This window comes from Sulfurimonas sp. (genome assembly GCF_032250635.1).
Classification (GTDB): domain Bacteria; phylum Campylobacterota; class Campylobacteria; order Campylobacterales; family Sulfurimonadaceae; genus Sulfurimonas.
The window spans coordinates 1-23321 of record NZ_JAVVFL010000009.1; the positions used below are offsets into that span (position 1 = coordinate 1).

Annotated in this window: 19 protein-coding genes; 2 read left to right on the top strand and 17 right to left on the bottom strand. The window is 38.6% G+C overall.

All coding sequences use genetic code 11. The features are described 5' to 3' along the window. On the top strand, positions 1-865 hold an 865-nt coding region (locus RQ763_RS01155), incomplete at its 5' end, for a DNA (cytosine-5-)-methyltransferase (protein ID WP_314150618.1). Between the two features lie 25 nt (positions 866-890). Here RQ763_RS01155 and hypF read toward each other — a convergent pair. The 15 genes from hypF to dapE form a co-directional block, all read right to left on the bottom strand. Further along, on the bottom strand, positions 891-3137 hold the full coding sequence (gene hypF / locus RQ763_RS01160; protein WP_314150620.1) for a carbamoyltransferase HypF: 2247 nt from the start codon (positions 3135-3137) through the stop codon (positions 891-893). Continuing rightward, positions 3134-4717: a hydrogenase gene (locus RQ763_RS01165; protein ID WP_314150621.1), complete on the bottom strand. Its 1584-nt coding sequence runs from the start codon at positions 4715-4717 to the stop codon at positions 3134-3136. The genes hypF and RQ763_RS01165 overlap by 4 nt, the downstream gene beginning before the upstream one ends. A gap of 80 nt (positions 4718-4797) precedes the next feature. Then, positions 4798-5343, bottom strand: coding sequence for a HyaD/HybD family hydrogenase maturation endopeptidase (locus RQ763_RS01170; RefSeq protein ID WP_314150622.1), 546 nt, complete (start codon positions 5341-5343; stop codon positions 4798-4800). A gap of 9 nt (positions 5344-5352) precedes the next feature. Next, complete coding sequence (cybH, locus tag RQ763_RS01175; RefSeq protein WP_314150624.1) at positions 5353-6066, bottom strand: Ni/Fe-hydrogenase, b-type cytochrome subunit; 714 nt, start codon at positions 6064-6066, stop codon at positions 5353-5355. 12 nt (positions 6067-6078) lie between these two features. Beyond that, the gene (locus RQ763_RS01180; RefSeq protein ID WP_314150625.1) at positions 6079-7812 is read right to left on the bottom strand and encodes a nickel-dependent hydrogenase large subunit; all 1734 of its coding nucleotides are present in this window, start codon (positions 7810-7812) and stop codon (positions 6079-6081) included. A 10-nt stretch (positions 7813-7822) separates the two neighbouring features. Next, the gene (locus tag RQ763_RS01185; RefSeq protein ID WP_314150627.1) at positions 7823-8974 is read right to left on the bottom strand and encodes a hydrogenase small subunit; all 1152 of its coding nucleotides are present in this window, start codon (positions 8972-8974) and stop codon (positions 7823-7825) included. Positions 8975-9112: 138 nt separating this feature from the next. Then, entirely contained in the window at positions 9113-10372 is a 1260-nt protein-coding gene (locus tag RQ763_RS01190; RefSeq protein ID WP_314150628.1) for a nickel-dependent hydrogenase large subunit, read from the bottom strand. Next, complete coding sequence (locus RQ763_RS01195; protein ID WP_314150629.1) at positions 10365-11246, bottom strand: hydrogenase; 882 nt, start codon at positions 11244-11246, stop codon at positions 10365-10367. Before RQ763_RS01195 ends, RQ763_RS01190 begins: the two co-directional genes overlap by 8 nt. Positions 11247-11249: 3 nt before the next feature. Next, a complete protein-coding gene (locus RQ763_RS01200; RefSeq protein WP_314150631.1) occupies positions 11250-11840 on the bottom strand; it encodes a TetR/AcrR family transcriptional regulator in 591 nt (196 codons plus the stop codon). A gap of 70 nt (positions 11841-11910) precedes the next feature. Further along, entirely contained in the window at positions 11911-14955 is a 3045-nt protein-coding gene (locus RQ763_RS01205; RefSeq protein ID WP_314150632.1) for an efflux RND transporter permease subunit, read from the bottom strand. Positions 14956-14960: 5 nt separating this feature from the next. Then, complete coding sequence (locus RQ763_RS01210; protein ID WP_314150633.1) at positions 14961-15707, bottom strand: efflux RND transporter periplasmic adaptor subunit; 747 nt, start codon at positions 15705-15707, stop codon at positions 14961-14963. Continuing rightward, entirely contained in the window at positions 15704-16930 is a 1227-nt protein-coding gene (locus tag RQ763_RS01215) for a TolC family protein (RefSeq protein ID WP_314150635.1), read from the bottom strand. The genes RQ763_RS01210 and RQ763_RS01215 overlap by 4 nt, the downstream gene beginning before the upstream one ends. Continuing rightward, positions 16927-17301, bottom strand: a complete 375-nt coding sequence (locus RQ763_RS01220; protein ID WP_314150643.1) for a Rid family detoxifying hydrolase — start codon at positions 17299-17301, stop codon at positions 16927-16929. The genes RQ763_RS01215 and RQ763_RS01220 overlap by 4 nt, the downstream gene beginning before the upstream one ends. Before the next feature lie 133 nt (positions 17302-17434). After that, positions 17435-17824, bottom strand: a complete 390-nt coding sequence (locus tag RQ763_RS01225; protein ID WP_314150636.1) for a thioredoxin family protein — start codon at positions 17822-17824, stop codon at positions 17435-17437. Positions 17825-17830: 6 nt separating this feature from the next. Then, positions 17831-18928 (bottom strand): succinyl-diaminopimelate desuccinylase, encoded by a 1098-nt coding sequence (dapE, locus tag RQ763_RS01230; RefSeq protein ID WP_314150637.1) that lies wholly within the window; start codon positions 18926-18928, stop codon positions 17831-17833. Between the two features lie 108 nt (positions 18929-19036). On the opposite strand from dapE, the gene RQ763_RS01235 reads away from it, so the two are divergent. Further along, entirely contained in the window at positions 19037-19462 is a 426-nt protein-coding gene (locus RQ763_RS01235) for a hypothetical protein (protein WP_314150639.1), read from the top strand. A 1-nt stretch (position 19463) separates the two neighbouring features. On the opposite strand, the gene RQ763_RS01240 is transcribed toward RQ763_RS01235, so the two are convergent. Both RQ763_RS01240 and RQ763_RS01245 read right to left on the bottom strand, forming a co-directional pair. Then, positions 19464-22487 (bottom strand): MutS-related protein, encoded by a 3024-nt coding sequence (locus RQ763_RS01240; protein ID WP_314150640.1) that lies wholly within the window; start codon positions 22485-22487, stop codon positions 19464-19466. Positions 22488-22598: 111 nt separating this feature from the next. Beyond that, positions 22599-22847 (bottom strand): hypothetical protein, encoded by a 249-nt coding sequence (locus RQ763_RS01245; RefSeq protein ID WP_314150641.1) that lies wholly within the window; start codon positions 22845-22847, stop codon positions 22599-22601. Positions 22848-23321: the final 474 nt, after the last annotated feature.

The following is a 23321-nucleotide window of genomic DNA, read 5'->3' on the forward strand; positions in this document are numbered from 1 at the left end:
TAAAATTGACTTTAAACCTTACAAAGATAAGATAGACTTATTAACGGGCGGCTTTCCATGTCAAGCATTTAGCTATGCCGGAAAACGATTGGGGTTTGAAGATACAAGAGGAACTTTATTTTTTGAATTTGTAAGAGCGCTGCAAGAAACAAATGCACCTGTATTTTTAATAGAGAATGTAAAAGGCTTATTAAGTCATGATAATGGTAAAACTCTACAGACAATGATAGATGTTCTTACCAAAGATATGGATTACCATATCTTTAAACCAAAAGTTTTAAAAGCAATTCACTATAGAGTCCCTCAAAAGCGAGAGAGATTAATCATAGTTGGCGTCAAAAATGATTACAAAGATAAAGTAACTTATAACTATCCTGAACCTCATAAAAAGATATATACCTTAAAAGATGCCTTAAAAAAAGGTGCATTGTATGACACTGATGTCCTTTCTTCTCCCGGACAAATCTATCCTAAACGAAAAAAAGAAATTTTGGATAAAGTACCACCTGGAGGATATTGGAGAAATTTGCCACTTGAAATTCAAAAAGAGTATATGCAAAAAAGCTTTTATCTTGGCGGAGGTAAAACTGGGATGGCAAGAAGAATTTCTTGGGATGAACCTAGTTTAACATTAACTTGCTCACCGGCGCAAAAGCAAACGGAAAGATGTCATCCTGATGAAACTAGACCTTTTCAAATTAGGGAATATGCTAGAATTCAAACTTTTCCTGACAATTGGATATTCGAAGGTTCACCATCACAACAATACAAGCAAATTGGTAATGCAGTTCCGGTCAATTTGGCGGAAGAAATTGGTTACACACTTATTCAATTATTAAATGATATTTATTCAATTAATAATTGAATATTCTTCAAAAACTGCTTAAACGTTAACATAAAGATTGCAAAGCATAATAAGCCTGCCCCAAAGCGATTCCGCCGTCGTTTATAGCCGTTTCTTGTTGAAAGTAGCAAGTGATATTTTCCTCTTGAAGTTTTTGACATGCAAGCTCAAGCAGGGTTTTGTTTTGAAAAACTCCGCCGCTTAGAATCACTTCAAGTTTTCCTCTTTTTGAGATATCTGCGATTATTTTTACGAGCGTGTTTATGAACATGGAGTTTAGCTCTTTTTTATCCGGCTTGTTTTTTAACATGTACTCTACTATTTTTATCTCAATTACGCCCTCTTCTATTGCATAATCAAAATATTTTTCTATGTTTTTGTCATAAAAACTCTCACACAAAAGTCCGCTTTCACCTTCGTAACTAACACTCTGGGCAATACCTGAAAATGAAGCAACGGCATCAAAGAGTCTTCCTACAGAGCTGCTTTTTGGCGCGTTTAGATTTTTTATGTAGCTTTGATGAAGCATTTTAATTTCTACAGGTGAAAAGAATTTTACAAGGTCTAGTTCAAGTTTTAAAACCTCTTCTAAAGAGAGCTTGTCAAAAAGCATACTTAGAGCAACGCGTCTGGGCTCTTTTATGGCCTTTTCGCCGCCCAGAAGTTTTACTGTTTTAAAACTGTATTTGCGTTTGTCTCCTACAAAAATCTCTCCGCCCCAAAGTGTGTCATCATTGCCGTAGCCCGTGCCGTCAAAGCTAAACCCCAGATACTCACCCCTAAGTCCGAACTCCGCTTTACAGGCGTAGATGTGTACCAAATGGTGCTGTACTTCTACAAGCTCTTTGTTCTGTTTTTTCGCCCATTTAGTCGTTTCATAGTTTGGATGTCTGTCATGCACTATGACATCGGGTTCAAAATCGTAAAAGCGTTTAAAAGTCTCGATGGTTCTCTCAAAAAATCCAAAAGCTTCCATAGAGTCCAAATCCCCGATATGCGGAGAGAGTATAATATTATCGTCCATCACAAAAGCTATGGAATTTTTTGCATTTGCTCCGACTGCCAAGATTTTTTTCGCGCTCTTTAGAGGGAGTTTTATTACCTTTGGAGCGTATCCGCGTGCGAGTCTTAGTATCTCTGTTTTATCGTCTATTGTCTGAACAAGTGAGTCGTCAACACCGTTAATTATCTCTCTGTCAAAATCAAGAGTAAAATCAACAAAAGGAAGTTTTTTAAAGATATCTTCCGCGTTTATGATGATAGGTTCATCGCCGAGATTTGCGCTTGTTGCGACTATGGGATTTTGTACATGTACAAACAGAAGATGATGAAGAGCGGTATAAGGCAAAAAACAACCGATTCTGTCAATATTTGGAGCTAAAAGAGATGAAATTTTGACATGTAGATTGCTTTGACATGTAAGCTTTTTCAGTATGACGATGGGCGCTTCTTTTGATGTTAAGAGCTGTTCTTCTTTCTCGTTTACATACGCCAAAGCCTTTATCTGCTCCAAATCTTTGCACATGATGGCAAAAGGTTTTGTGGGTCTGTGTTTAAACTCTCTTAACTTTTTTACCGCCTCATCATTGGTCGCATCGCAGACTATATGAAATCCGCCTATGCCTTTTAGCGCTAAAATATTTCCCTCTTCTATGAGAGATGCAACTTTTTGGATAATCTCTTTTTGAGCAATATCTACTTTTTTATCGCCTCTAAAAAGAGACAAAGAGGGTCCGCAGTTGTTGCATGAAATCGGCTGTGCATGGTATCTTCTGTTTAACGGATTATTGTACTCTTCTTCGCACGATCTGCACATCTTAAACTTTTGCATAGATGTGTTTTTTCTGTCATAGGGAACTGTTTTTATGATGCTATATCTCGGTCCGCAGTTTGTGCAGTTTGTGGCAAAATAGTTATGATATTTTTTATTTTTCTCATTTTTTATGTCTGCTAAACACTCTTGACATGTAGCGGTATCGGGAGGAATAAGAGCAGATTTGTATGAGGTTTTTGAGTCATCAGAGCTTTGTATAATCGCAAAGCTTTTTTCTTTGAGCGGTTCTATCTCTGTTTTTTGTATCTCGTCTATTCTTGCAAGCGGCGGGAGTTTTAAGCGGAGCGACTCTTCAAAAAAATCTATATCTTTTTGCTCTCCTTGAATTTCCAGTTCCACTCCGTTTATATCGTTTTTGACAAAACCCGCGAGTTTGAAATAGAGTGCCGACTTATATATAAAAGGACGAAATCCGACACCTTGGACCTGTCCTTTTATAAGATATTTATATCTTTTCAAAACAATTCATTTCCGCCATATAAAATATTTTTTCCATCTACGGGCAACTCTTTATTGAAGTATAGCTTATGATTTACCGAAACTTCTTTGCTAAGTTTACTAAAAAGATGTCTATTTTGTAAAAGTGAACCCGTTACAACAACCGCGTCGCTTTTCATCTCCTCTTTTATCTCATCCAATTGGGTTGAAATAAACTCGACAAAACTCTCAATAACCCCGTAACTAAGCGTAAGCTGATCAACTTGGGCAAGTTTAAAACTCATCGCAGTTCTGATTGTCATCAATGGGTCCAAATAAACCTTGTTCCCTATACTTTTTAGTTTATAGTCTATACGAGGTCCTTTTGTTCCCAAAAATGAACTCGCACTCTCCTCAAGAATTTTTGCGGACTTGGCAAGGTTTTTCTCTTTGAAGTAACCTAAAATTATAGAAACTATACCCCAGAGTTTGTAAACATTAAACTCTTTTTCATCAAATACTATAGCAGATATTGTTTCAAAATGCTCAGGAAATTTATTTTTAAAGTTCTCTACAAGCTTCTCTCCTGTTTCATTTGTGCTTATAATGGAATCAAGCACATCTTTTATGGAGCTGAAGTTAAACGCAAATGAGAGGTACTCTATAGTTCCGAATTTTTTAGAGTAAACTAACATGTCATTGTGATACTCTTTGGAGATATTTACGCCTACTACGGTTTTTTCAAGCAGAGAATGCTCTTTTATAACCGAGAAGAAAGCTCCGATATGTGGAATCAAAGTTTTATTTTCAAGATTATTGTACGGCAGACCTTTTTCGCCTTTTACTATGGCGATGTGATTGTCACCTACTACAACCTCGATGGGTTCTAACTCTTTTTTATACTCCACCAAATCAAACTTGACATCAAAAGGAAGTTTCTCTTTTGTTATAAAAATCAAGTTGATTCCGAGTTTGTTAAGCTCGCTGAGTAAAAGATGCAAAACTAAATCATCAGGGAGTTTAAAACGGATAAGCTCATTTGTTATATCTTCAAAATCCATTTTAAATTTGATGTTTGTTTTTAACTTTACAAAAGGTTTCTCAATAGCTCCCATTGCCGCAATTTCACTGTTTGTGGCGTTTGTGTAGTGTGCCACCGTCCCTAAAGCATAACTGATAATATCAAAATCAACACCCTTACACTTTTCGCTTAACATACCAACGAAATATTTTCCGTAAAACGTGTTTACTTCAACTACCAAACCATCGCTTATTGATTTTGCAAGATTTACAAAATCATCTTTATAGCTTTTTTTTTCGCCATGCACATCGTATCCGCAGACTTCGCACTCATGAAAAACATTGTAATAATTCTCATTTGATTCATCCATAACTTCGCCTAAGCACTTAGGGCAAAAAGGCATAGCAGGTTTTGACTCTTGGGCTAAAACAAAAGAGCCTTCGGGCATCTCATCTACGACTTTGACATTTGTTTCATGTAAAAAAATCGAATGAGGCAGCTCTAGCGATAATTTATCTGCAAAACGCTCCAACTCATCGCTATCATCTGATTCAACATACAAAAATAGTTCGTCACCGTCTCTGAGTATTTTTGATTTCAATGAAAACTGTTTCACTGTTCTTATGATTATTTTTTCATAAACCAAAGATGAAGACAAATAGTTGAATAAAAATTCCAAAATCATAGAGTGCCCTTTAAATAGGTATATTTTGAGACTTCTTCCAAGGTTATACTTTTCTTTATTAAAACCTTAACTCCAAAATCTTCTATATATTTTGTAATGACCCTCTCCATGGTATGACTCGCTTTTAAAACTTCCTCAGTCATAGAAAAGGTGCTGTTTTCTCCGATTACATAAGGAATGACACCCACTATTTTAGTTGGAGGCAAATCACCGAGCATCTCAATCATCTGAAGAGTTTGCAGCATTTCAACTTCATGGGCACTGCCATTCCATGTTATACACTCCGGAACATCATTGAAATCAAAACTGTATACATCACCTATATTTCCATCTATCACATTTACACAATCAATCAGTAAAACATTGTCATACTCTGTAATAATAGGTATCAGTCTCTGTGCCAATGTTCCGCCGTCAAGGACATCTACAACATGTTCATTTGACACAAATTCATACTTTTCATCCATCAAATTTGCAAGATGCGCACCGATGCCTTCATCGCCGAATAAAATATTACCGATGCCAAGAACTAAAATTTTCAACATAAACCCTTAATGTTTTCTTTTCCATCTATATCCGCTAAATATTGAATCAACAGTTCCTTCTTTTCCATATACGGCATTAAAGACTACCATGTAGACATGTCCGACTATAAAAAAGATAACTCCCCACATTAGCAGATGGTGCAGTTCACGCACGGCAGCCAAACCGCCAAACATAACCTCTAGTGATCTCATACTCTCATACAACACTCCGCCTATTCCATCGTGAAAACTGTGAGCATAAAGGATAAGTCCTGTTATAATCAATCCGCTTATAGCAATATAAAAAACCAAATAAGCTAAAAGCTGTATAACATTGTATGCTCCGCTTAATTTTGGATGCTTTGTTAAAAGCAGATAGTAGCCTACCTGACTAAGCCAATTTTTCAGGCTTACAACATCTTTAAAAGACTTTATTTCCATTCTGTCTTTTACGGCAAAAAAGAAATAGTATGTCTTTCCTATAAACATAGAAATCATTACAAATCCGAATATTTCATGCAAGCCTCTAAACTCTGCATTTAAAAAGTTTGTCGGCTCGGCACTGACCGCCGGAATAATAAAAGGAACAGAAATATAAAATCCGGTTGCTATTAATATGATTATACTAAGCACCCTAATCCAGTGGTGCCATCTATAAAACGAAGTAAACTCTAACTCCATCTCTATCTCTTGCCCTTCCTTTTTCAAAGAGTGCTCTTCTAATTTATCAGTAGTGTTCATAACAACTCCTTCTTATATACTGCACCCGCCATAGAGTGGATCTATTTTGTATTCACTTAGTGTTTTGCCCTTTGTATCCATGACATGTACTGCACATGCTATACACGGATCATAAGAGTGAATAATCCTGATTATCTCAAGCGGCTGTGTCAAGTCTTGTATTTTAAGACCGATTAAATCAGCCTCGTAAGGTCCTTTTGCACCTTTGGAGTCCATAGGTCCTGCATTCCAAGTAGAGGGCACTACGGCTTGATAGTTTTCAACAACACCGTTTTTAATTCTAATCCAGTGGCTGAGCATTCCTCTTGGAACATCGCCTATTCCTCTGCCTTTGTACTCTTTGTCTTTATCTATAGTGTACGTTGCACAAGTTTCCTGATCTACTTTTAGGTTTTCAATCAGATTATTAAAAGCGACAAGTGCATTGTCTGCAATAAGTTTCGCCTGCAACATTCGCCCGGCTGTTCTTCCCAGAGTTGAAAAAAGAGCTGCTGCAGGAACACCTGTTTTAGCCAGAAAATCATTTACTACTTTTACCGCTTTTTTGTTTCCTTTTGCATAACTGACTAACATACATGCCAAAGGACCGACTTCCATAGGCTCGCCTTTGTATCTTGGCGATTTAATCCAGCTGTACTTCTCTTTTTCGTTTATCATTTTGGAATTAACCATTTTGCCATCAGGTCCTACAGTATCGCCATCAACAAAACCTGTATAGTTTGGATTTGTTGTGCCGTCATAAGGATGTTGCGGCGCATCATCTTTATACCATGAGTGAGTTGCTTCTTCAGTTATCATATCTTCGTCAATCTCAAAAACCTTACTAAGGTCTCCGTTCATAATAATTCCGCTTTCAAAAAGATAATCATTTCTGCCGACCATCATGTCTTGATGTGCCATAAAATTTTTAACACCCATAGGCTTCATAACCGAAGGCTCAGTTTTATACATCTCTGCCGCCATTACAATATCTGCATAGTAAGCGTTGTTTACAAAATCTGCTACTTCTTGATATTTCACTAGGTATTCACCCATTCTTGCCGGATTTAAAAGGTCCATTACACATGTAACTCCGCCAACTGCCAAACTTTGAGGATGCGGATTTTTACCGCCGAAAATCGCCATCACCTGGGCTATCGTTCTTTGAATTTCAAGTGCCTTTAGGTAGTGTGAAAGCGCGATAAGATTTTGTTCAGGCGTAAGTCTATATGTTTTATGTCCCCAGTATGCATTGGCAAAAGGTCCAAGTCCTTGAGGATTTTTAGCAAATTTTGCCACTTTCTCTTTTACTTTTTTCAGCTCATTTTCACCGGTTCCAATCGGGTTGTCCGTATATTGAAATGCCAACTTGCTTGCTTTTGCTTCATCGGCTGAGAGTGCTGAAACAATATCAACCCAGTCAACACCGTGAAGATGATAAAAATGAACAACATGGTCATGTAAAAACAGTGCAGCGTTCATCAGTGTTCTTACCAGCTCTGCATTGTAAGGAATTTTAATACCAAGTGCATCTTCTACAGCCATTGTGCTTTTTAAATAGTGTGAATAGGTACAAACACCGCAAATTCTCTGCATCATAAGCGGTATATTTCTCGGATCACGACCTTTAGCAATTACCTCTAAGCCTCTCCATAGAGTTGAAGAGACAAAAGCGTCCTGAACAACTCCGTCGTCTCCAACGATTACTTCGGCTCTTAAATGTCCTTCTATTCTTGTTATTGGGTCTACTATTACTCTTTTTGACATTTTGAACTCCTTATTCTTTTGGTTTTTTAACTATTGATATTGCCGCGTGTGCCGCTATACCGACTGCGGTAACAGTTAGAATTCCCACGCCGATTTTATCGGCTGTTGCATCAGAACCCAGTCCTCCAAATACCGTATGATAAAGTCTATCGCCAAGCGGTTCATGAACTATTCCCATTTTATCCCAGAAGTCAGGTTCACTGCATCCCATACAGCCATGTCCTGCTTGAACAGGCCAAGACGTGCCTTGATTGAACTTCTGTTTTGAGCAGTTGTTAAACGTATATGGTCCTTTACAGCCTACTTTATAAAGACAGTAACCCTCTTTAGCACCTTCATCACCGAACTGCTCTACAAATTCACCGGCATCAAATCTGCCTCTTCTCTCACATGCATCATGAATTCTGAGTCCGTAAGCCCATTTTGGTCTATTGTAGACATCAAGGGCAGGAAGAGTTCCGTATAAAATAAAGTGCAGCAGCGTTCCGACAATATTGCTCTCACTAGGAGGACATCCCGGTACATTTATAACCGGTCTGTCTGTTACATTGCTGAGTGCAGTCGCATTTGTAGGATTTGGATATGCTGCTTGAACACCTCCAAAAGAGGAACAAGTCCCGATAGCAAAAATTGCGGCAGCATTTTCAGAAGCTTCCCTCGCACTTTGCTCTCCCGTTTTACCGTGAGCGCCGACTGTTAAAAAGTAATCACTTTCTCCGTGCGGGATACCGCCTTCAACCATCAAAATATATCTGCCCTTATATTTTTCCATGGCATGTTCCAAATTTTGCTCAGCTTGCCAACCGGCAGCCGCCATTATCGTTTCATGATACTCTAGTGAAATATAGTCAAATATCAGACTGTCAATACTTGGAGTTGAAGATCTTAGTAAAGATTCACTACACCCTGTACATTCAGCCATATGCAACCAAACCAAAGGAAGTCTGTCAGCCATTTCGGCTGCCTTGGCAACCAACGGGGTAAAACTTGCCGGCAGCATCAACATAGATGTCATTGCTCCGGCCCAACCCATAAACTCTCTTCTGGAAAAACCTTTTTCTTCAATCAACTTTGAGATTGATACTTCATCATCAAGTTTAGGTAAATTTGACAACTCATCCAGCCTAGAAGATAATTTGTTAAACAAACTATTATTCTTCATAATATACTCCCTTAATTTTTAATTACAATACAAAATGAACATTCATTCAGTAATGATATATGAAAAAAACTTAAACTAAAATTAATATAGCCTATATAAATATACTCTTCTTGGCTTAAAAAAAGATTACATATTTTTTTAGTGGGTAGTACAAACTGAGCAGACATCAAACGATTTAAAAACAAGTTCGGCAGTTTTGACATCGCTTAAACCAATCATCGCTTTTTGCGAAACTCCCTGTTTATCTTTTGTTCCGCCGCTTAAGTTCCACTGTGTAGGCGTGATTATCTCATAATTTTTTATAATTCCGTTTTCTATCTCAACTTTATGGATAAGCGTTCCGCGTGCAGCTTCTACGGCAGAATATCCGCTGGAACTTAGTTTTGATATATCTACAGAGGGTTCAATATATGACTCTTCACTCAAATCTAAATCTTTAATCAGTTCTTTTGAGTGTTGTAAAAGTTGGGATATCTCACAAACCCTTGCCAGTATTCTGCTAAAGATACTGTCGCCGTATTTTTTATGGGCATCTGCTATAAGCGGAGTTTTGTTTACCATGGCACGAGCTAGTGGACCGACCTCATAATATTTACCTTTAAAACTTACATTTTTTGCAAACGATGAAGGTGTCTCCGACTCTTTTACATGTTCGAGCGAGATATTATGAGTTACTTTTCTTTTTAGTGATTTGCCTTTTTTAAAGTAGCTGTTGTGTCCAAAAGAGATAAATCTGTCATAACTCTTTCCATACTCTAAAAACCCCTCTTTTTTTATCTGTCTGAGTATGTCAGGCAAATCTCCCTCATAATCCAAAAGAGCGTCTGCATCTTCACATGTTAAAAAATTTTCACTCTCTGTTTTTACCAGATTATCTCCCACAAACTTCACTGTCTGTGCTATATAGTGTTGCAGTTTTATGATATCCATCTGCGTTATTTCACAAACTACTCCACCTACAATTGCATAAGAGGTATGCGGATACTGCCCGCCAAAGAGTGCAATGGCTTTGCCCATAAGCTGCGATGGATATGTAGCTTTTAAGACCTGCTGCTTATGTCCGAAAAGAGGCAGCATTGTGAGATAAAACCATTTAAAATGGTTTTGGATAAGCTCGAAATTAAGCGTTAACTCTCTTATAATCTTCGCCTTGTTTGAAAGTTTCAAATTATCATAGCAACTCTCTAGTGCTTGAACTGTAGCTATTAAGTGAGCATGTCCGCAGATTCCGCAGACTCTTGGATTTATGACAAGCGCATCAAAAGCATTTTTGCCTTTTAAAATATTTTCGATATTTCTTGTCGACATAAACTCTATGTCAACAAAATCAATCCTGCCCTCTTTAAAATTAAAGTTGAGTTTCGCCTCACCCTCTATCTTCTCTATTAGTTTAATCATCAAACAGCTTCTTTTCTAATCTATCTATCTTAAACGCTTTTGTAATGCCTGCTAGAGTAAGATAGACTCTTTTACCCACACCAACAGGAAGATTTTCGGGTATTGCCATATTTTTTTTCGTACTGAAGAGATTTTGTTTTGGAAAGGTAGGTTCTGTACAACCCATGCACGATGGCCCTGCTCTGGTTTTTGAGTTTACTTCATTCCACAGTATTTTGTTACAGCTTCCGTGGGTAAAAGGCGCTTGACAGCCGTGGTCGTAAAACATACACCCCTCAAGTTCTCCAAAACGGTGATTATCTACTTTATACTCAAAATATTCGTTTCTCGTGCAGCCGTTATGAACCGTATAAGCATAAAACTCTTTTGGTCTAAGAAAATTATCCAGTTTTAACGCGACACTTTTTTTGATTGCATAAAGAGTGTTTACCAAAACTTCGGGATGAACGGGACACCCTGAAACCGAGATAGTTTTATCAATCAAGTCCTGAAATTTTTGTGATGGTTTGTCTTGGTCAAAATGCATTCCGGAAGTCTCTTCATAACCGCTCTCTCTAAAAATTCCGCCAAAAGTTGCACATGTACCGACCGTAACTATTTTTTGGACTATTTTGGAATATTTTTCGATTATATCGACAACGGAGACATCGGCTCTTTTAAACTCTTTTGAGATTGCACCCTCGATAAGCAAAATATCACATGTAATCTCTTTTGAAACGATATCTTCAAGCGAGTACTCAGAATCTATAACGGGATGATAAATAAACTCAAAATCATCTAAAAATTGTTCCATGTACGGATAGTTTAAGAATGAGTGGGTATTGCCGTTGCAAGCGATTGCGCTAAGCCATAAAACCCTCATTTTCTTTTTCATAAATTAATCTGCACTCAGTGCTTTATATATGTTAAAGGTAATATCATCTACATAATCATTCAAATCTTTTGGCAAAACATTTTCACCTTTTAAAAAAACCATACCGCCTAAATATCCCATAAAAAGACCAAATGCGCTGAAAAAATCCTGCTCTCTCAAATCTCCGCATTTAACGCCCTCTTCAAAGTAAATCATTATCTCCGTTACAAATTCATTTACGCAGAGCATTCCCTCGCAGCTCTCTTTAAAAACTTCGCGGTTTGAGAGGTATATTCTTAAAAAGTAGTCTATCATTTCAGGTTTTAAAGAGGCTGTCTTAAAATATATTTCTACTATTTTTCTTGTTTTTTCTTTAGTGGATATCTCTTGTTCGTTTATCTCTTTTAACTTTTCGCCTAAATATGCAGAGATATATTTTATGATTTCTATTGCTAGAGTGTCTTTAGATTTAAAGTAGTTATACATGTTCCCGACACTCATCTTTAGCGAAAGTGCAATATCGGGGATGGTAGTGCTATAAAACCCTTTTGAGGCAAATAGTTCTAGAGCCGCTTGTATGATCTGCTCTTTTTTTAACTGCTTTTTATCTAACAAAACACTCTCCCTTTCTCTTTGCGTAACAAAATTATACTATAAAGCCTTCTTAATTCAACTGCACCATCTACTACTTAAGTTCCATTCTTCTCTCATAAAACTTCTTTAACCACAAATCCAGCGGAGCTATAACCATGTATATGACCGGTACGACGAGCAGAGTAAGAACCATTGAGCTTAAAAGCCCTCCGATTATGGAGATTGCCATCGGCGCTTTTGTCTCACTTCCAAGACCCTCTCCAATTGCGAGCGGAAGCATGGCAAACACCATCGCAATAGTAGTCATGAGTATCGGACGGAGTCTCTTCTCTCCCGCCTCTATAAGTGCCTCACCCGCATTTTTGCCGTTTTGCATGGCGTGGTTTGCAAAATCTACAAGCAAGACGGCATTTTTGCCTACCATTCCCATCAGAAGCATAAACCCGATCATAACAAAAAGACTAAACTGCAACCCTGAGATGTAGAGTGCTAGCATGACTCCGATGATGCTAAGAGGGAGCGCGACCATTATTATAATGGGCTGAATAAGAGATTCATACAAAATCGCCAAGATAATAAACATCAAGATAACACTCAAAGCAATGGCTGCCGCAAAGGCATCCGCCGTCTTTACCATCTCTTCGGCAAATCCCGTAAATCTGTATGTTACGCCTTTTGGCAGTAGATTTTCGATCTCCTCTTCGGTGTAGGAGACCGCACCTCCAAGATCAAGCCCGAAAAGGTCTGCAAAAATTGTCACTTCTCTTTCTCTGTCAAAGTGGTTTATCGTAGCAAGCGTTTGGCTCTTTGTAAATGTGACCAAGCCGTCAAGATAGACGAGCCTCCCCTCTTTTGTTCTGACTTGAAGTTTTTTAACATCCGCCAAAGAGACTCTCTCTTCATCGCCAAATCTCAACGTAATGTTGTACTGTTTACCATCCTCTTCAAAATAGGATATTTCCAGATCGCTTGAGAATGCTATAGATATTGCCTCTGCTATATCCGATGCTGAAACTCCCAAACTAGATGCATTTTCTCTTAAAATATTTATATCAATTTGTGGTTTTGGCTTATCAAGATCCGTGTCAATATCAACAAACCCCTCTTTTTTTGAGAGATACTCAACCAAATTCTTCTTAGCCCTCTGCAGATCTTCAAAGGAGTCAGACTTCAAAACTATCTGGTAAGGAACCGATACGCCCGCACCTTTTATGTCGGGAATTGCCGAAGCGGTTATAAACATATCTTTTTTAAAGACCTCAAGCTTCTGCCTAAAATCCTGAATGATCTCCTCTTGGCTTTGCTCTCGTTTATCCTTTGGGGTAAGCTTTACATATATAAGCGCTTTATGCTTCTCCTTGTTTGTGTTGTAACCTACATTTAATGTCGTGTACTCCACATGAGGATTGGCGCGCACCAACTCCTCCACCTTTTTGGACTTTTTCACCATCTCTTCAAGCGAGATCCCTGCATCTGCTTTTATCTTTATCTCAAACTCCGACTTATCCTCTTTTGGTATAAAATCCATACCGATCTTTGGAAATAGCGAGAGCGAGCCGAAAAAGAGTATAAACACAAAAATAAGAGTAATAGTTTTAAACCTGAGAACCACTTTGAGCATCGCTTCATAGATGCGTTCAAGAGATCTGAAAATAGGCTCCGTAATGTTATAGAACCTGCTCTCACCTCCCTTTAAAACCCTAGCACTCAAACTCGGGATAAAACTAAGAGCAATAGTGTAGGAGATGATGATGGCAAACCCGACGGTCATGGCAAAGCTCTCAAAGAACTTGCCCACTATTCCGCTCATAAGCGAAACAGGAATAAAAACCGCCAAAAGCATCGCAGAGATAGCTAAAATGGTAAAAGCCATCTCTTTTGTACCCTCATAAGCTGCCTCAAATTTGCTCATGCCCGCTTCCATCTTTTTATAGATGTTCTCAATAACCACGATCGCATCATCTATGATAATACCGATGGCAAGAGTAAGCCCGATAAGAGTCATTTTATTGAGATCAAATCCCATGAAGTTCATAAGCGCAAAAGTGCCTAAAATAGATGAGGGTATGGAGAGAGCAGAGACAAAGGTAATGGTAAAATTTCTTAAAAAGATAAAAACGATGATCGCGGCTAAAATTGCACCGTAGATAAGGTCAAACTCGACATCTTTTAAAGAGTTAATGATAAAGGGCGAAGTGTCGTTTAAAACCTTTACCTCAAACCTCTGCGCCGCCATTGCTTCAAGCTGCGGAACAACCTTTTTTACGCGCTCTACAATGCCAAGAGTATTTGTGCCGGATATCTTTTGAACCTCAAGCATTACACCCTCTACACCGTTGTATGAAGCGTAACTTTTGGCGTCACTTAGAGAGTCTTTGACCTCGGCGATATCTCTTAATCTTATATTATCTTTTATTTTTATGTTCTTTAGCTCTTCAATGCTTAGCGCATCCGCTTTTGTTTTAAGTGTGAGCTCTTGCTCTTTTGTTATAAGCTTTGCGCCGCCTATCTTTACGTTCTCTCTGGCTACTGCCGAGTTTAGCTCTGAGATGGTGATAGCGTATTTGTTCAACTTATTTGTATTTGGAAATATCTTTATCTCTCTATCTTTATATCCGACAATATTTATTGCACCCACGCCGTTTATCTTCTGAATAGATGGCTTTACCTTCTCATCTGCAAAGAGCATAAGATTTTGAAGAGTATCGCCCTTTGCGGTTAAAAAGATGTTGATAATGGGCGCTGAGCCTATATCAAGCTTGCTTACAAGCGGAGTCTGGGCATCATTTGGGAGTTTTACGGCAGAGACCTTGTCTCTTACGTCGTTTGTCGCTTCGTCAATATCACGCTCTAGAAAAAACTTTACCGTGACTACGCTCACGCCGTCACTGCTGCTTGAAATTATGCTGTCGATTCCGCCGATCCTCGATATGGCATCCTCTATCTCATCAGTGACCTGCGACTCGATCGTGCCCGCTTCCGCACCCGGATAGTTTGTCTGGATAGTGACTATTGGGAAATCTACATTTGGAAAGAGAGCCGATGGCATAGACTTGTAACTCATAAAGCCAAATATTGCCAACGTGACAACATACATAAGAGTCGCAATCGGTCTTTTTATGGCTAGTTTATACATCTGCTCTACTTTTTGGTTTCAATTTGACCATCACCGAAGAGCCCTGCCGTAAAGCCTTCTGCCTCAACCTCAGCGCGCAGTTTTCTGCTCTGTTTGTCTACATGCGGGTAGAGTTTTGTAATGACGCCTCTATGCTCTTTCTCATCCCCGTCAACCTTGTATCTAAAGCTCTGTCCCTCTTTTACATCCTGCCAATACTTCTGGTCAAACTCCAAAACAAGCTTTCTCTCCACCCTGCTTTGCAGTTTAAAAACAACCTTTGGCGACATCTCGGTTACGACATCCCCGACCTCTACGCTCTTTTCATATACGACTCCGTCAAAGGGAGCGTAAAGCATACTCTTTTTATAGAGTGCCTCTCTGTATGTGAGGTTTGCTTTTGCAAGTTCAAGCGCTGTTTTTGACTTCTCATAGGCAAGAGCATAGATATCAAACCTTGCTTCATCTATCAGATGGCGGACTTTTTGTTGTCTCTCATAATCTCTTACGGCATACTTATGCTCAACCTCTGCATTTGCCAACTCTGCTTTTGCCACATCTAAGAGCGCTTTTATATCGTCATTAGCAAGCACCGCAAGTAGGTCTCCCTTTTTTACGCTGCTAGAGACCTCTACACGCACCTCTTTTACAATTCCACCTGCATGAAACGCCAAAGCCGCATCTTTAAGAGGCTCTACGAAAAAGTTTGCATAAACATCCTGTGCATTGAGGCTTAAGAGGCTAAAAAGCACACCAAATAATATCTTAATCACTGTATAAACTCCTCTAAATTTCTGCCGCTGTAGAAGTAGTACGCGGCATATGCTACCTGCAGATCGTTCAATGAACTCTCATAAAGAGAGGTAGCATCTGTTTTAGCACTTAGTGCGTCCAGATAGATAACGTAATCTACCAAGCCGGCACTGTACTTCTCGTTTATGGTCTCAAACGCGCTTGAGGCAGCGACCAAGGAGCTTTTTGCGCTATTTATCTTAACCTTTGCGCTCTTTATCCTCTTTATTGATAGTTCATAACGAAGCTTCTGCTCTTTTGACATATATTTTATCTTCTCATTCAGAGCCTTCGCATTTAGCAAAAGAGACTCTCTCGCCTCTTTAGTAGATGCATAGTCAAAGATCCTCATATTAAGAGTAAGCATAAAGACGTTTTGTCTATCAATCTTTGCAAAATGATCCTCGGCTATATCGCCATACTCATAAACCGTATAGGTATCTTCAGCTTTTACGTTTGGATAGTAGATGCTCTCAATAGCATCTGCGCTATTTTTAAGAGCTCTCTCTTTATAGATAAGCGACTTTATAGCATCTTTGGTCTCAATGTCGCTAATATCCGCCTCTTTAAAGTGGGAATCATCAAAACTCTCTATCTCTTTGCCGACTTTTAGCTCCAGAGAGCTTTTACGCTCAAGGAGCTCGTAGCTGAGCGACTCTATCTCATAAAGAGCTCTCTCATAAGATGCTCTAAGTCTCTCTATATCATCCTCTGTAGCCAGTCCCGCGCCTCGAAACTGTTTTACTCTCTCAAGCTGTTCATGCAGAGATTTTTTAGCGTCCTCTTTTGCTCTGAGGCTCGCTTGTAAAGTTAAGATGGTGTAAAAATCTCCGACTATCTCCAAGGAGAGCTCTTTTTTGAGGCTCTCTTCATCATGCAAGCTTGAAGAGAACTCATCTTTTGCTTTTTGCACAAGCGCCGATCTTGCTCCGCCGTCATAAATATCAAACTCAGCTTTGGCGTATGCTGCATAGACATCTTTTATCTGAAAAACTGTTCTGTCGCTTGTGTTTGTGTAGGAGGCACCGATATCTAAAGCTGGAAGATAGCCGCTCTTTTTTGATTCGACCTCTTGGAGCCTTGATTCTTTTATATATTTTGAAGATTTTATATTATTATTGTTTTGATAAGCATACTCTAAAATAGACTGTAAGCTCTCTGCCGCCGCAAGAAAGGGCAGCATCAAAAAGAGAAGTTTTATCATTGTACCAGCGCTACTGCATCGATCTCTACAAGTGCATTTTTTGGAAGCGTCTTAACTGCAACAGTTGAGCGGGTAGGTTTATGAGAACCAAAAGCCTCCGCATATATCTCGTTGACCGTAACAAAGTCATCCATAGAGTCTAAAAATATAGTCGTTTTAATGACACTCTGCATTGAAGCTCCAGCCTCTTGTAAAACTGCTTGGAGATTTTTTAGTACCTGTTTTGTCTGAACGACTACATCATTCTCAAGCATAACGCCCTCAGGAGTAAGTGCAATTTGACCCGATGTAAAAACCATACCGTTTGCTACTACCGCTTGAGAGTATGAACCTATTGCCGATGGCGCCTTGTTTGTTTGTACAAATTTAATCATATATATCTCCTTAATTTTATTTAATAGATCTCTTTCATAACCTAGATTGCCACGCTTCGCTCACAATGACGAAGAATAGTCACTGTGAGGAGCATAGCGACGTGGCAGTCTAAAAGTGAGTACTCTTATTTCAAAGCTCTTTTGCCTCTTCTACTTCATCCAAAAGCTCGTAAAAACCTTCTGTGCTTCTGCCGCCGATTGTGGTGTAGATGACTTTGCCCTCTTTTGTTAAAAAGTAGTGCCTTGGAACAGGTGTTGTCTCAAGATGGGAGGGAATGTCATCTATGTCTCTTGAGAGATAGATAAGCACATAACTCTTTTTGAGTTTTTCTATAACCTCATCTTGAGAGAGCACCTCTTTTTCAAATTTTTCGCAATATCTGCAATACTCTGAACCTATAAAAAGATAGATATCTTTCTTCTCTTTTTTTGCCTCTAAAAGCGCATTCTCGTAGTCGCTCGGCCAATCAAAAGCGTTAAGGTTAAAAAGCAGTGCCATCACTAAAAGTAAATATCTCATGTTTTCTTACTCCCACGTATCTATTAAATTTTTAAAGACTTCATAAAGAGACTCGACCTCTTTTGCCGTAGTTCTCTCATTTACAGCGTGAATTGTATCATTTATTACACCAAACTCTACAACGTTGATTCCCATCGGAGCCATGTGCCTTGCATCTGAAGTTCCGCCTGCTGTGGAGTGCTTGGGTTTAATACCCGTTACTTTTTCTACTGCGCCATCTATCTTTCTAACAAGTTTTGTATCTGTATCTGTTTTAAATGGGTATGAGCCTTGAGTGAGTTTCAGCTCATAATCCACCCCCTCAAGATTTTTAGCCACAAACTCTCTCACCTCTTTTTGAGATGTTAGTGTCGTGTTTCTTACATTAAACATCATCTTAAGATCATTTGGAGTCACGTTTGTAACCTGCATACCAGCACGTATGTCTGTGATGACAAATTTGCTCGGAGCAAAGAACTCATCTCCGTTATCCAGATCCACTCCCGCCATATTTGAGAGTCTTGGAGCAATAAGATCTATCGGATTTACACCTTTTTCAGGGTACGCCGCATGCCCCTGCTTCCCTTTTATGGTTAAATATCCGTTGATCGAGCCTCTGCGTCCCACTTTAATAGCGTCGCCGAACTCTCTCTCGCATGTAGGCTCTGCCACGACTGCGGTATCTGGAAGCATAGAGTTCTCTTTTAAATATTTTAAGACCTCTATCGTCCCGTAAGTTCCCTCGCCCTCTTCATCTGAGGTTAAAAGTGCAGAGAGTGTTCCTTTGAAATCTTTTGTCTCCCTTAGGGCTTGAACAAATGCAGCAACACCACTTTTCATATCCTGAGTGCCGCGACCGTAGATGTAACCGTCCTTTTCAACGGCTTCATAAGGGTTTGTACTCCAACCGCTCCCCGCAGGAACGACATCTACATGCCCCGCAAAACAGAGATGTTCCCCTTCTGAGAATTTTTTATAGATAAAGAGGTTTTTAACGCCCTCTACATCGACACGCACTGCCTTGAAATCACTCAAATAACTCTCCACAAAATCCAAAAGCCCACCGTCATCCGGCGTCTCGCTCTTTTGCTCTATCATAAATTTAAAAAGCTCTAATATTTTCATCTCTTGCCTAATCTTTTTAACTAATCGTGAATTATACTATATATTTCAAGCAGAGGCACATTAGAGCAACTTTATGCTAAAATATTCAAAAAAATTTGAGGATATATTATGCTACAAATAATTAAAGATAGTCGTCCAAGCTATTCTCAAGAAATTATAAATAAATTGGATGAATACTCTTACAGAAGCAAAAGGTACCAAATCAATTTTGCACTTGTCCTCATCTACTGCAAAAAAGATATAAACCTTGCTGAAATTATAGATGTGAAAAGAAGAACCGACAGATATATCTCTCTAGATAAAAATTTATGTTGTGTTGTTTTTGACTGCATTGACTCTGAATCTTCTCAAAAAGCTGCTTTAAATCTCCAAAAACAGGTCCAGCAAAGTTGTTTAAATAAAGATTTATTTATAGAGGTCATTACCTCTATGGAGTGTGAGAGCACTTCAAAAATGACGAACCATCTTTTTGATATGCTACAAAAGTTTCTTTATAGTCTTGGGGTAGAGAACAAGCTAGCTGCCATAGGCTAATCTACTCCCAATCATCAAGCATAAATCCTTTTGGATTTGTGTTCTCATTTATCTCCGGCTCAACAACTTTTTTCTCACTTTTTGGACTCAACTGTTCTTCATACTTTAACTCCAACCCATTAGAAGTCATCACAAAACCCTCTACTTTTATTTTACCCTCATGTATCGCTTTATGATGCTCTTTACAGAGTGGAATAAGGTTGTGTTTTGAGTCCTTATGGAAGTGGTCAATAAAACCTTTGGCATCTGCAGATGATTTATGGTTTATATGATGCACATCTTCAGCCATTGAACCACAAAGTATGCACTTGGTTATGTATAGCTCTTTGTTGTACTTGCTTGTTTTTTTCTTTACAAGAAGCTCCAGCTCGTCAAAATCTTTTGCGAGTCTTTTTCTGATTCTGTTTGCCGTCTCCAAAAACTCGTTATCCATGTGAAGCGACTTTGCAAACTCCAAACCATAGATACTGCTTCCGCTTCCCGACTGAAGAACTCTGTTAAAGATGAGCTTATCCGCCTTCTCATCGTATTCAACACTTATATGCAAATCTACAACATTTTTTAGCACCCTGATCTCTTGCATGGTTGAGAGCTGGTGAAGATGCGTGGCAAAAAGAAACAAAGAGCGCAGAGATGAGAGTTTTATGATAGCGCTTGAGACTATGGCAACGCCTGAGAGCGTCTCCGTTCCATGGCTTATCTCATCTCCGAGTATAAGCGAGCGCACTGTAGCGCGGTTAAATATGTTTTTGAGCTCAAGCATCTCAACGGCAAAGGTTGAGAGTCCTTTTGCAAGATTGTCTCTTGAGACAATTCTCGTAAAGAGCGAATCAAAAAGAGAGAACTTCATCACAGAAGCACTCACAAAAAAACCGGCCTGCGCCATAAGTGTGGCAAGTCCGATGCTTTTCATAAGCGAAGATTTTCCGCTTGAGTTTATACCATATAGCAAAACTCCGCTAATCTGATGTCCGTCATGCACGGCAGAATCTAACATAACGGTCGTCGGATGAGGCAAATCCATATATGAACGCTCTCCCATAACTATGTCATTTGGAACGTAAATACCGCTATTTTCCTGCGTCTCTATAAGCGGATGGCGCAGCTGCATAATCTGCATAAAATTTTCATCCGCCTCTACATCTACTATAGTAGGTCTTGCGTGCTTGTACATCTCTGCTGCTTTTGATGAGCTGACACCCACATCCAAGTCCGCAACATAGTTTATTACGCGGTCAAACAGAAGCGAATATCTTCTCTCATAAACGCTTTGGAGCTGGATAAACCTCTCTTTTGCAAGCGAGATAATTTTACGGCGGTTTTTCATAATAGTGTCTGAGATGCCATCGGTAAAGCTGGATGTTATCTTTACGTTGTTTGTCAGTTTTTTAACCACAAACTCTTTAAAATTGTCATCTTTTTTAAATTCAGACTCTATCATCGAAAACCTGTTTTTGCTAAGAGAGATATAGTACCCCTCTTTTTCCAAAAAGCCTAAAGTGACCAGTTTGGAGCTGCTTAGTGCATTGGCACTATCAAGCATAAGCTCGATTTTTACCACAATGTCTTCCAACCCCCTAAAAAAAGTCCTGTTCTCTTTTACCAAAGTGTCAATAGTCTCATCAACACCGCTCATCAAAAAATTCTCATCCACCGTTGCATTTGTAAAACGGCGGGAGACATCCAAATCTATGCTCTTTGCTATATCTCTTAAAAACTCATCAACTTCGCTCTCCTGAAAGGGTATCTTTTGAATCTTATGTTTTTTGGCGTAGTTTATCAGCTCTTTTACACTCAGCATCGAGTCGTAGATGTGATTCATCTCAAAAGGGTGAAGTCTGCCCAGATCAAGCCTGCGTGAGAGTCTCTCCAGGTCATATATACCGCGCATTATCTCATCAAGGTATCTTGTGTGTGATGAGACCTTTTCTATGAGGTCATATCTTCGCTCAAGCTCCTCTTTCTCCATAATAGGGTTTAAGAGTCTCTCTTTTAGAAGTCTTCGCCCTATTGCTGTCGCACTCTTATCGAGCATCTTTAGAAGTGTGAACTCTTTTTTGTCCCTTGAGGTAACACCCATCTGCTCTAATGCGCTGTTTCCAAGGTACATAAAACGGCGATTGTCTATTATTTTTGGATAATCTAGTTTCTGAATGATGTGGATGTCATGTTCAATGATAAAATCAATAAGAATTGCAAGAGACTCCGTAATCATCGGACTTCTCTCCAAATCCAGATGCTCTATAGGGGAGAGAAGCGATTGGATTTGATACACCTCTCGAAAAAGCTTGTTTTGAAACTCGATTTTTTCTCTTTTGTTGTTTACGCTGTAGTTGTAATGCTCGGGAATTTCAAGATAGTGCATAACATGCCGCTGGTCATCCACTCCATCTAAAAATGTTATAACAACCTCAGAAGTGCGGTAGGTATTTAGCAAGTTGAAGAGCTCATCCAACGCATAGGCTGGGTCTTCGCTTGTTCCATGACTCTCATATAACCATGTTTTACCGGTTGTTACATCAATTGCGCTGTACCCTACTGTATATACGCCTCTATGCTTGTCAATTAAAATCGACGCTATATAGTTGTCGTCATTGTCGATGATATAGTCAAAATTTGTTCCCGGAGAGACAATCTGAGAGACATAGCGGCTTATCTTGGGAGGAGTACCCTTCTGCTTTATAACGACTACGGTATATTTCTGCTCCGAAATAAGACGGCTTAGATACCTCTCGAAAGAGACGGCAGGAACTCCCGCCAAAAGAGGGTTTTTGTCGCTATTTTCTATAATATTTTTATTTTTTTTGGTTAGCTGGATATTTAAAAGTTCGGCAATCTCTTTTGCTTTTCCGACCTGCTCTTCGTCGTTGTTTATCTCATAAACCTCAAAGAAGGTTCCTATCTCCATAAAAACGACGGTATCACGCCCGTACTTCTCTTCAAAGTGCCTCTGAAGCTCAAAATATACTTGAGTAAGAAGCTTCTCTTTGTTGTTTAAAATAGAGTTTATTTCAGATGCAAACATAAATCACTTTTATCTTTTTTTTAATAGAGGGGATTATATCACAAAGAGCAAAACGTTTCTAATAATTTAACTTATGAAGCATTAAGAGTGCTTCTGTTTACTGCTCTTTGTTTATTTTAAATCGTATGTATCGGAATTAAAGACGCAAAAAACATCTGTGGTAGCTCTTGCCCCGTTGTAGCTAATTTTCTGTTCTATATCAGCTTTTAAACAAAATGATTTAATCTTTTGCACGGTATCCTGATCACTAGAACTAAGTCGTAAAATAGCATCACCTTTATAGCCCACTTTGCACTCCAGTCCCGAGATGTCTAGTTCTATTGCATACTTAATCAGCATTTTCATATCTTTTACAAACATACATACTCCCAATTTTTTAAACTGTAGTTATATTATAAATCTTACAATATCTCATAGATAAAATGAAAAATTCAATTCTGCTTATCTGCCTATAAGTATATCTTATTTTTATAAAAAAAATTATTTTCCCCTAATGAAGATATGAATCGTTTTGCCGAAAAATTAAGCTTAGATATGCGAGATTGATTTATAAAAAATATGAAAACAAGGTAGTTCTATTTCATTACTATTCACTTCCGTTAACTTTTAATATTGCAAGATGTAACATAAAATAAGTTACAATATTAAATATTAATTTTAACAATATATAAATTAGATATTGTTAAATTATTTTTAGGAATATATTTAGAAAATTTAACAGATTTAAAAGCTATTTTACACTCTAAACGAGCCAATATTTACTATCTCGAAATGTGTAGAGTGGAATGACCCCACTTATATAGACAGAAACTTATTCAGTTAACACCTTGTTTT

Excerpts from the sequence above, each read along its gene's own strand:
- cybH (WP_314150624.1), bottom strand. The coding sequence starts at position 6,066 with ATGAACACTACTGATAAATTAGAAGAGCACTCTTTGAAAAAGGAAGGG.
- RQ763_RS01180 (WP_314150625.1), bottom strand. The coding sequence starts at position 7,812 with ATGTCAAAAAGAGTAATAGTAGACCCAATAACAAGAATAGAAGGACAT.
- RQ763_RS01185 (WP_314150627.1), bottom strand. The coding sequence starts at position 8,974 with ATGAAGAATAATAGTTTGTTTAACAAATTATCTTCTAGGCTGGATGAG.
- RQ763_RS01190 (WP_314150628.1), bottom strand. The coding sequence starts at position 10,372 with ATGATTAAACTAATAGAGAAGATAGAGGGTGAGGCGAAACTCAACTTT.
- RQ763_RS01195 (WP_314150629.1), bottom strand. The coding sequence starts at position 11,246 with ATGAAAAAGAAAATGAGGGTTTTATGGCTTAGCGCAATCGCTTGCAAC.
- RQ763_RS01205 (WP_314150632.1), bottom strand. The coding sequence starts at position 14,955 with ATGTATAAACTAGCCATAAAAAGACCGATTGCGACTCTTATGTATGTT.
- RQ763_RS01215 (WP_314150635.1), bottom strand. The coding sequence starts at position 16,930 with ATGATAAAACTTCTCTTTTTGATGCTGCCCTTTCTTGCGGCGGCAGAG.
- RQ763_RS01225 (WP_314150636.1), bottom strand. The coding sequence starts at position 17,824 with ATGAGATATTTACTTTTAGTGATGGCACTGCTTTTTAACCTTAACGCT.
- dapE (WP_314150637.1), bottom strand. The coding sequence starts at position 18,928 with ATGAAAATATTAGAGCTTTTTAAATTTATGATAGAGCAAAAGAGCGAG.
- RQ763_RS01235 (WP_314150639.1), top strand. The coding sequence starts at position 19,037 with ATGCTACAAATAATTAAAGATAGTCGTCCAAGCTATTCTCAAGAAATT.
- RQ763_RS01240 (WP_314150640.1), bottom strand. The coding sequence starts at position 22,487 with ATGTTTGCATCTGAAATAAACTCTATTTTAAACAACAAAGAGAAGCTT.
- RQ763_RS01245 (WP_314150641.1), bottom strand. The coding sequence starts at position 22,847 with ATGTTTGTAAAAGATATGAAAATGCTGATTAAGTATGCAATAGAACTA.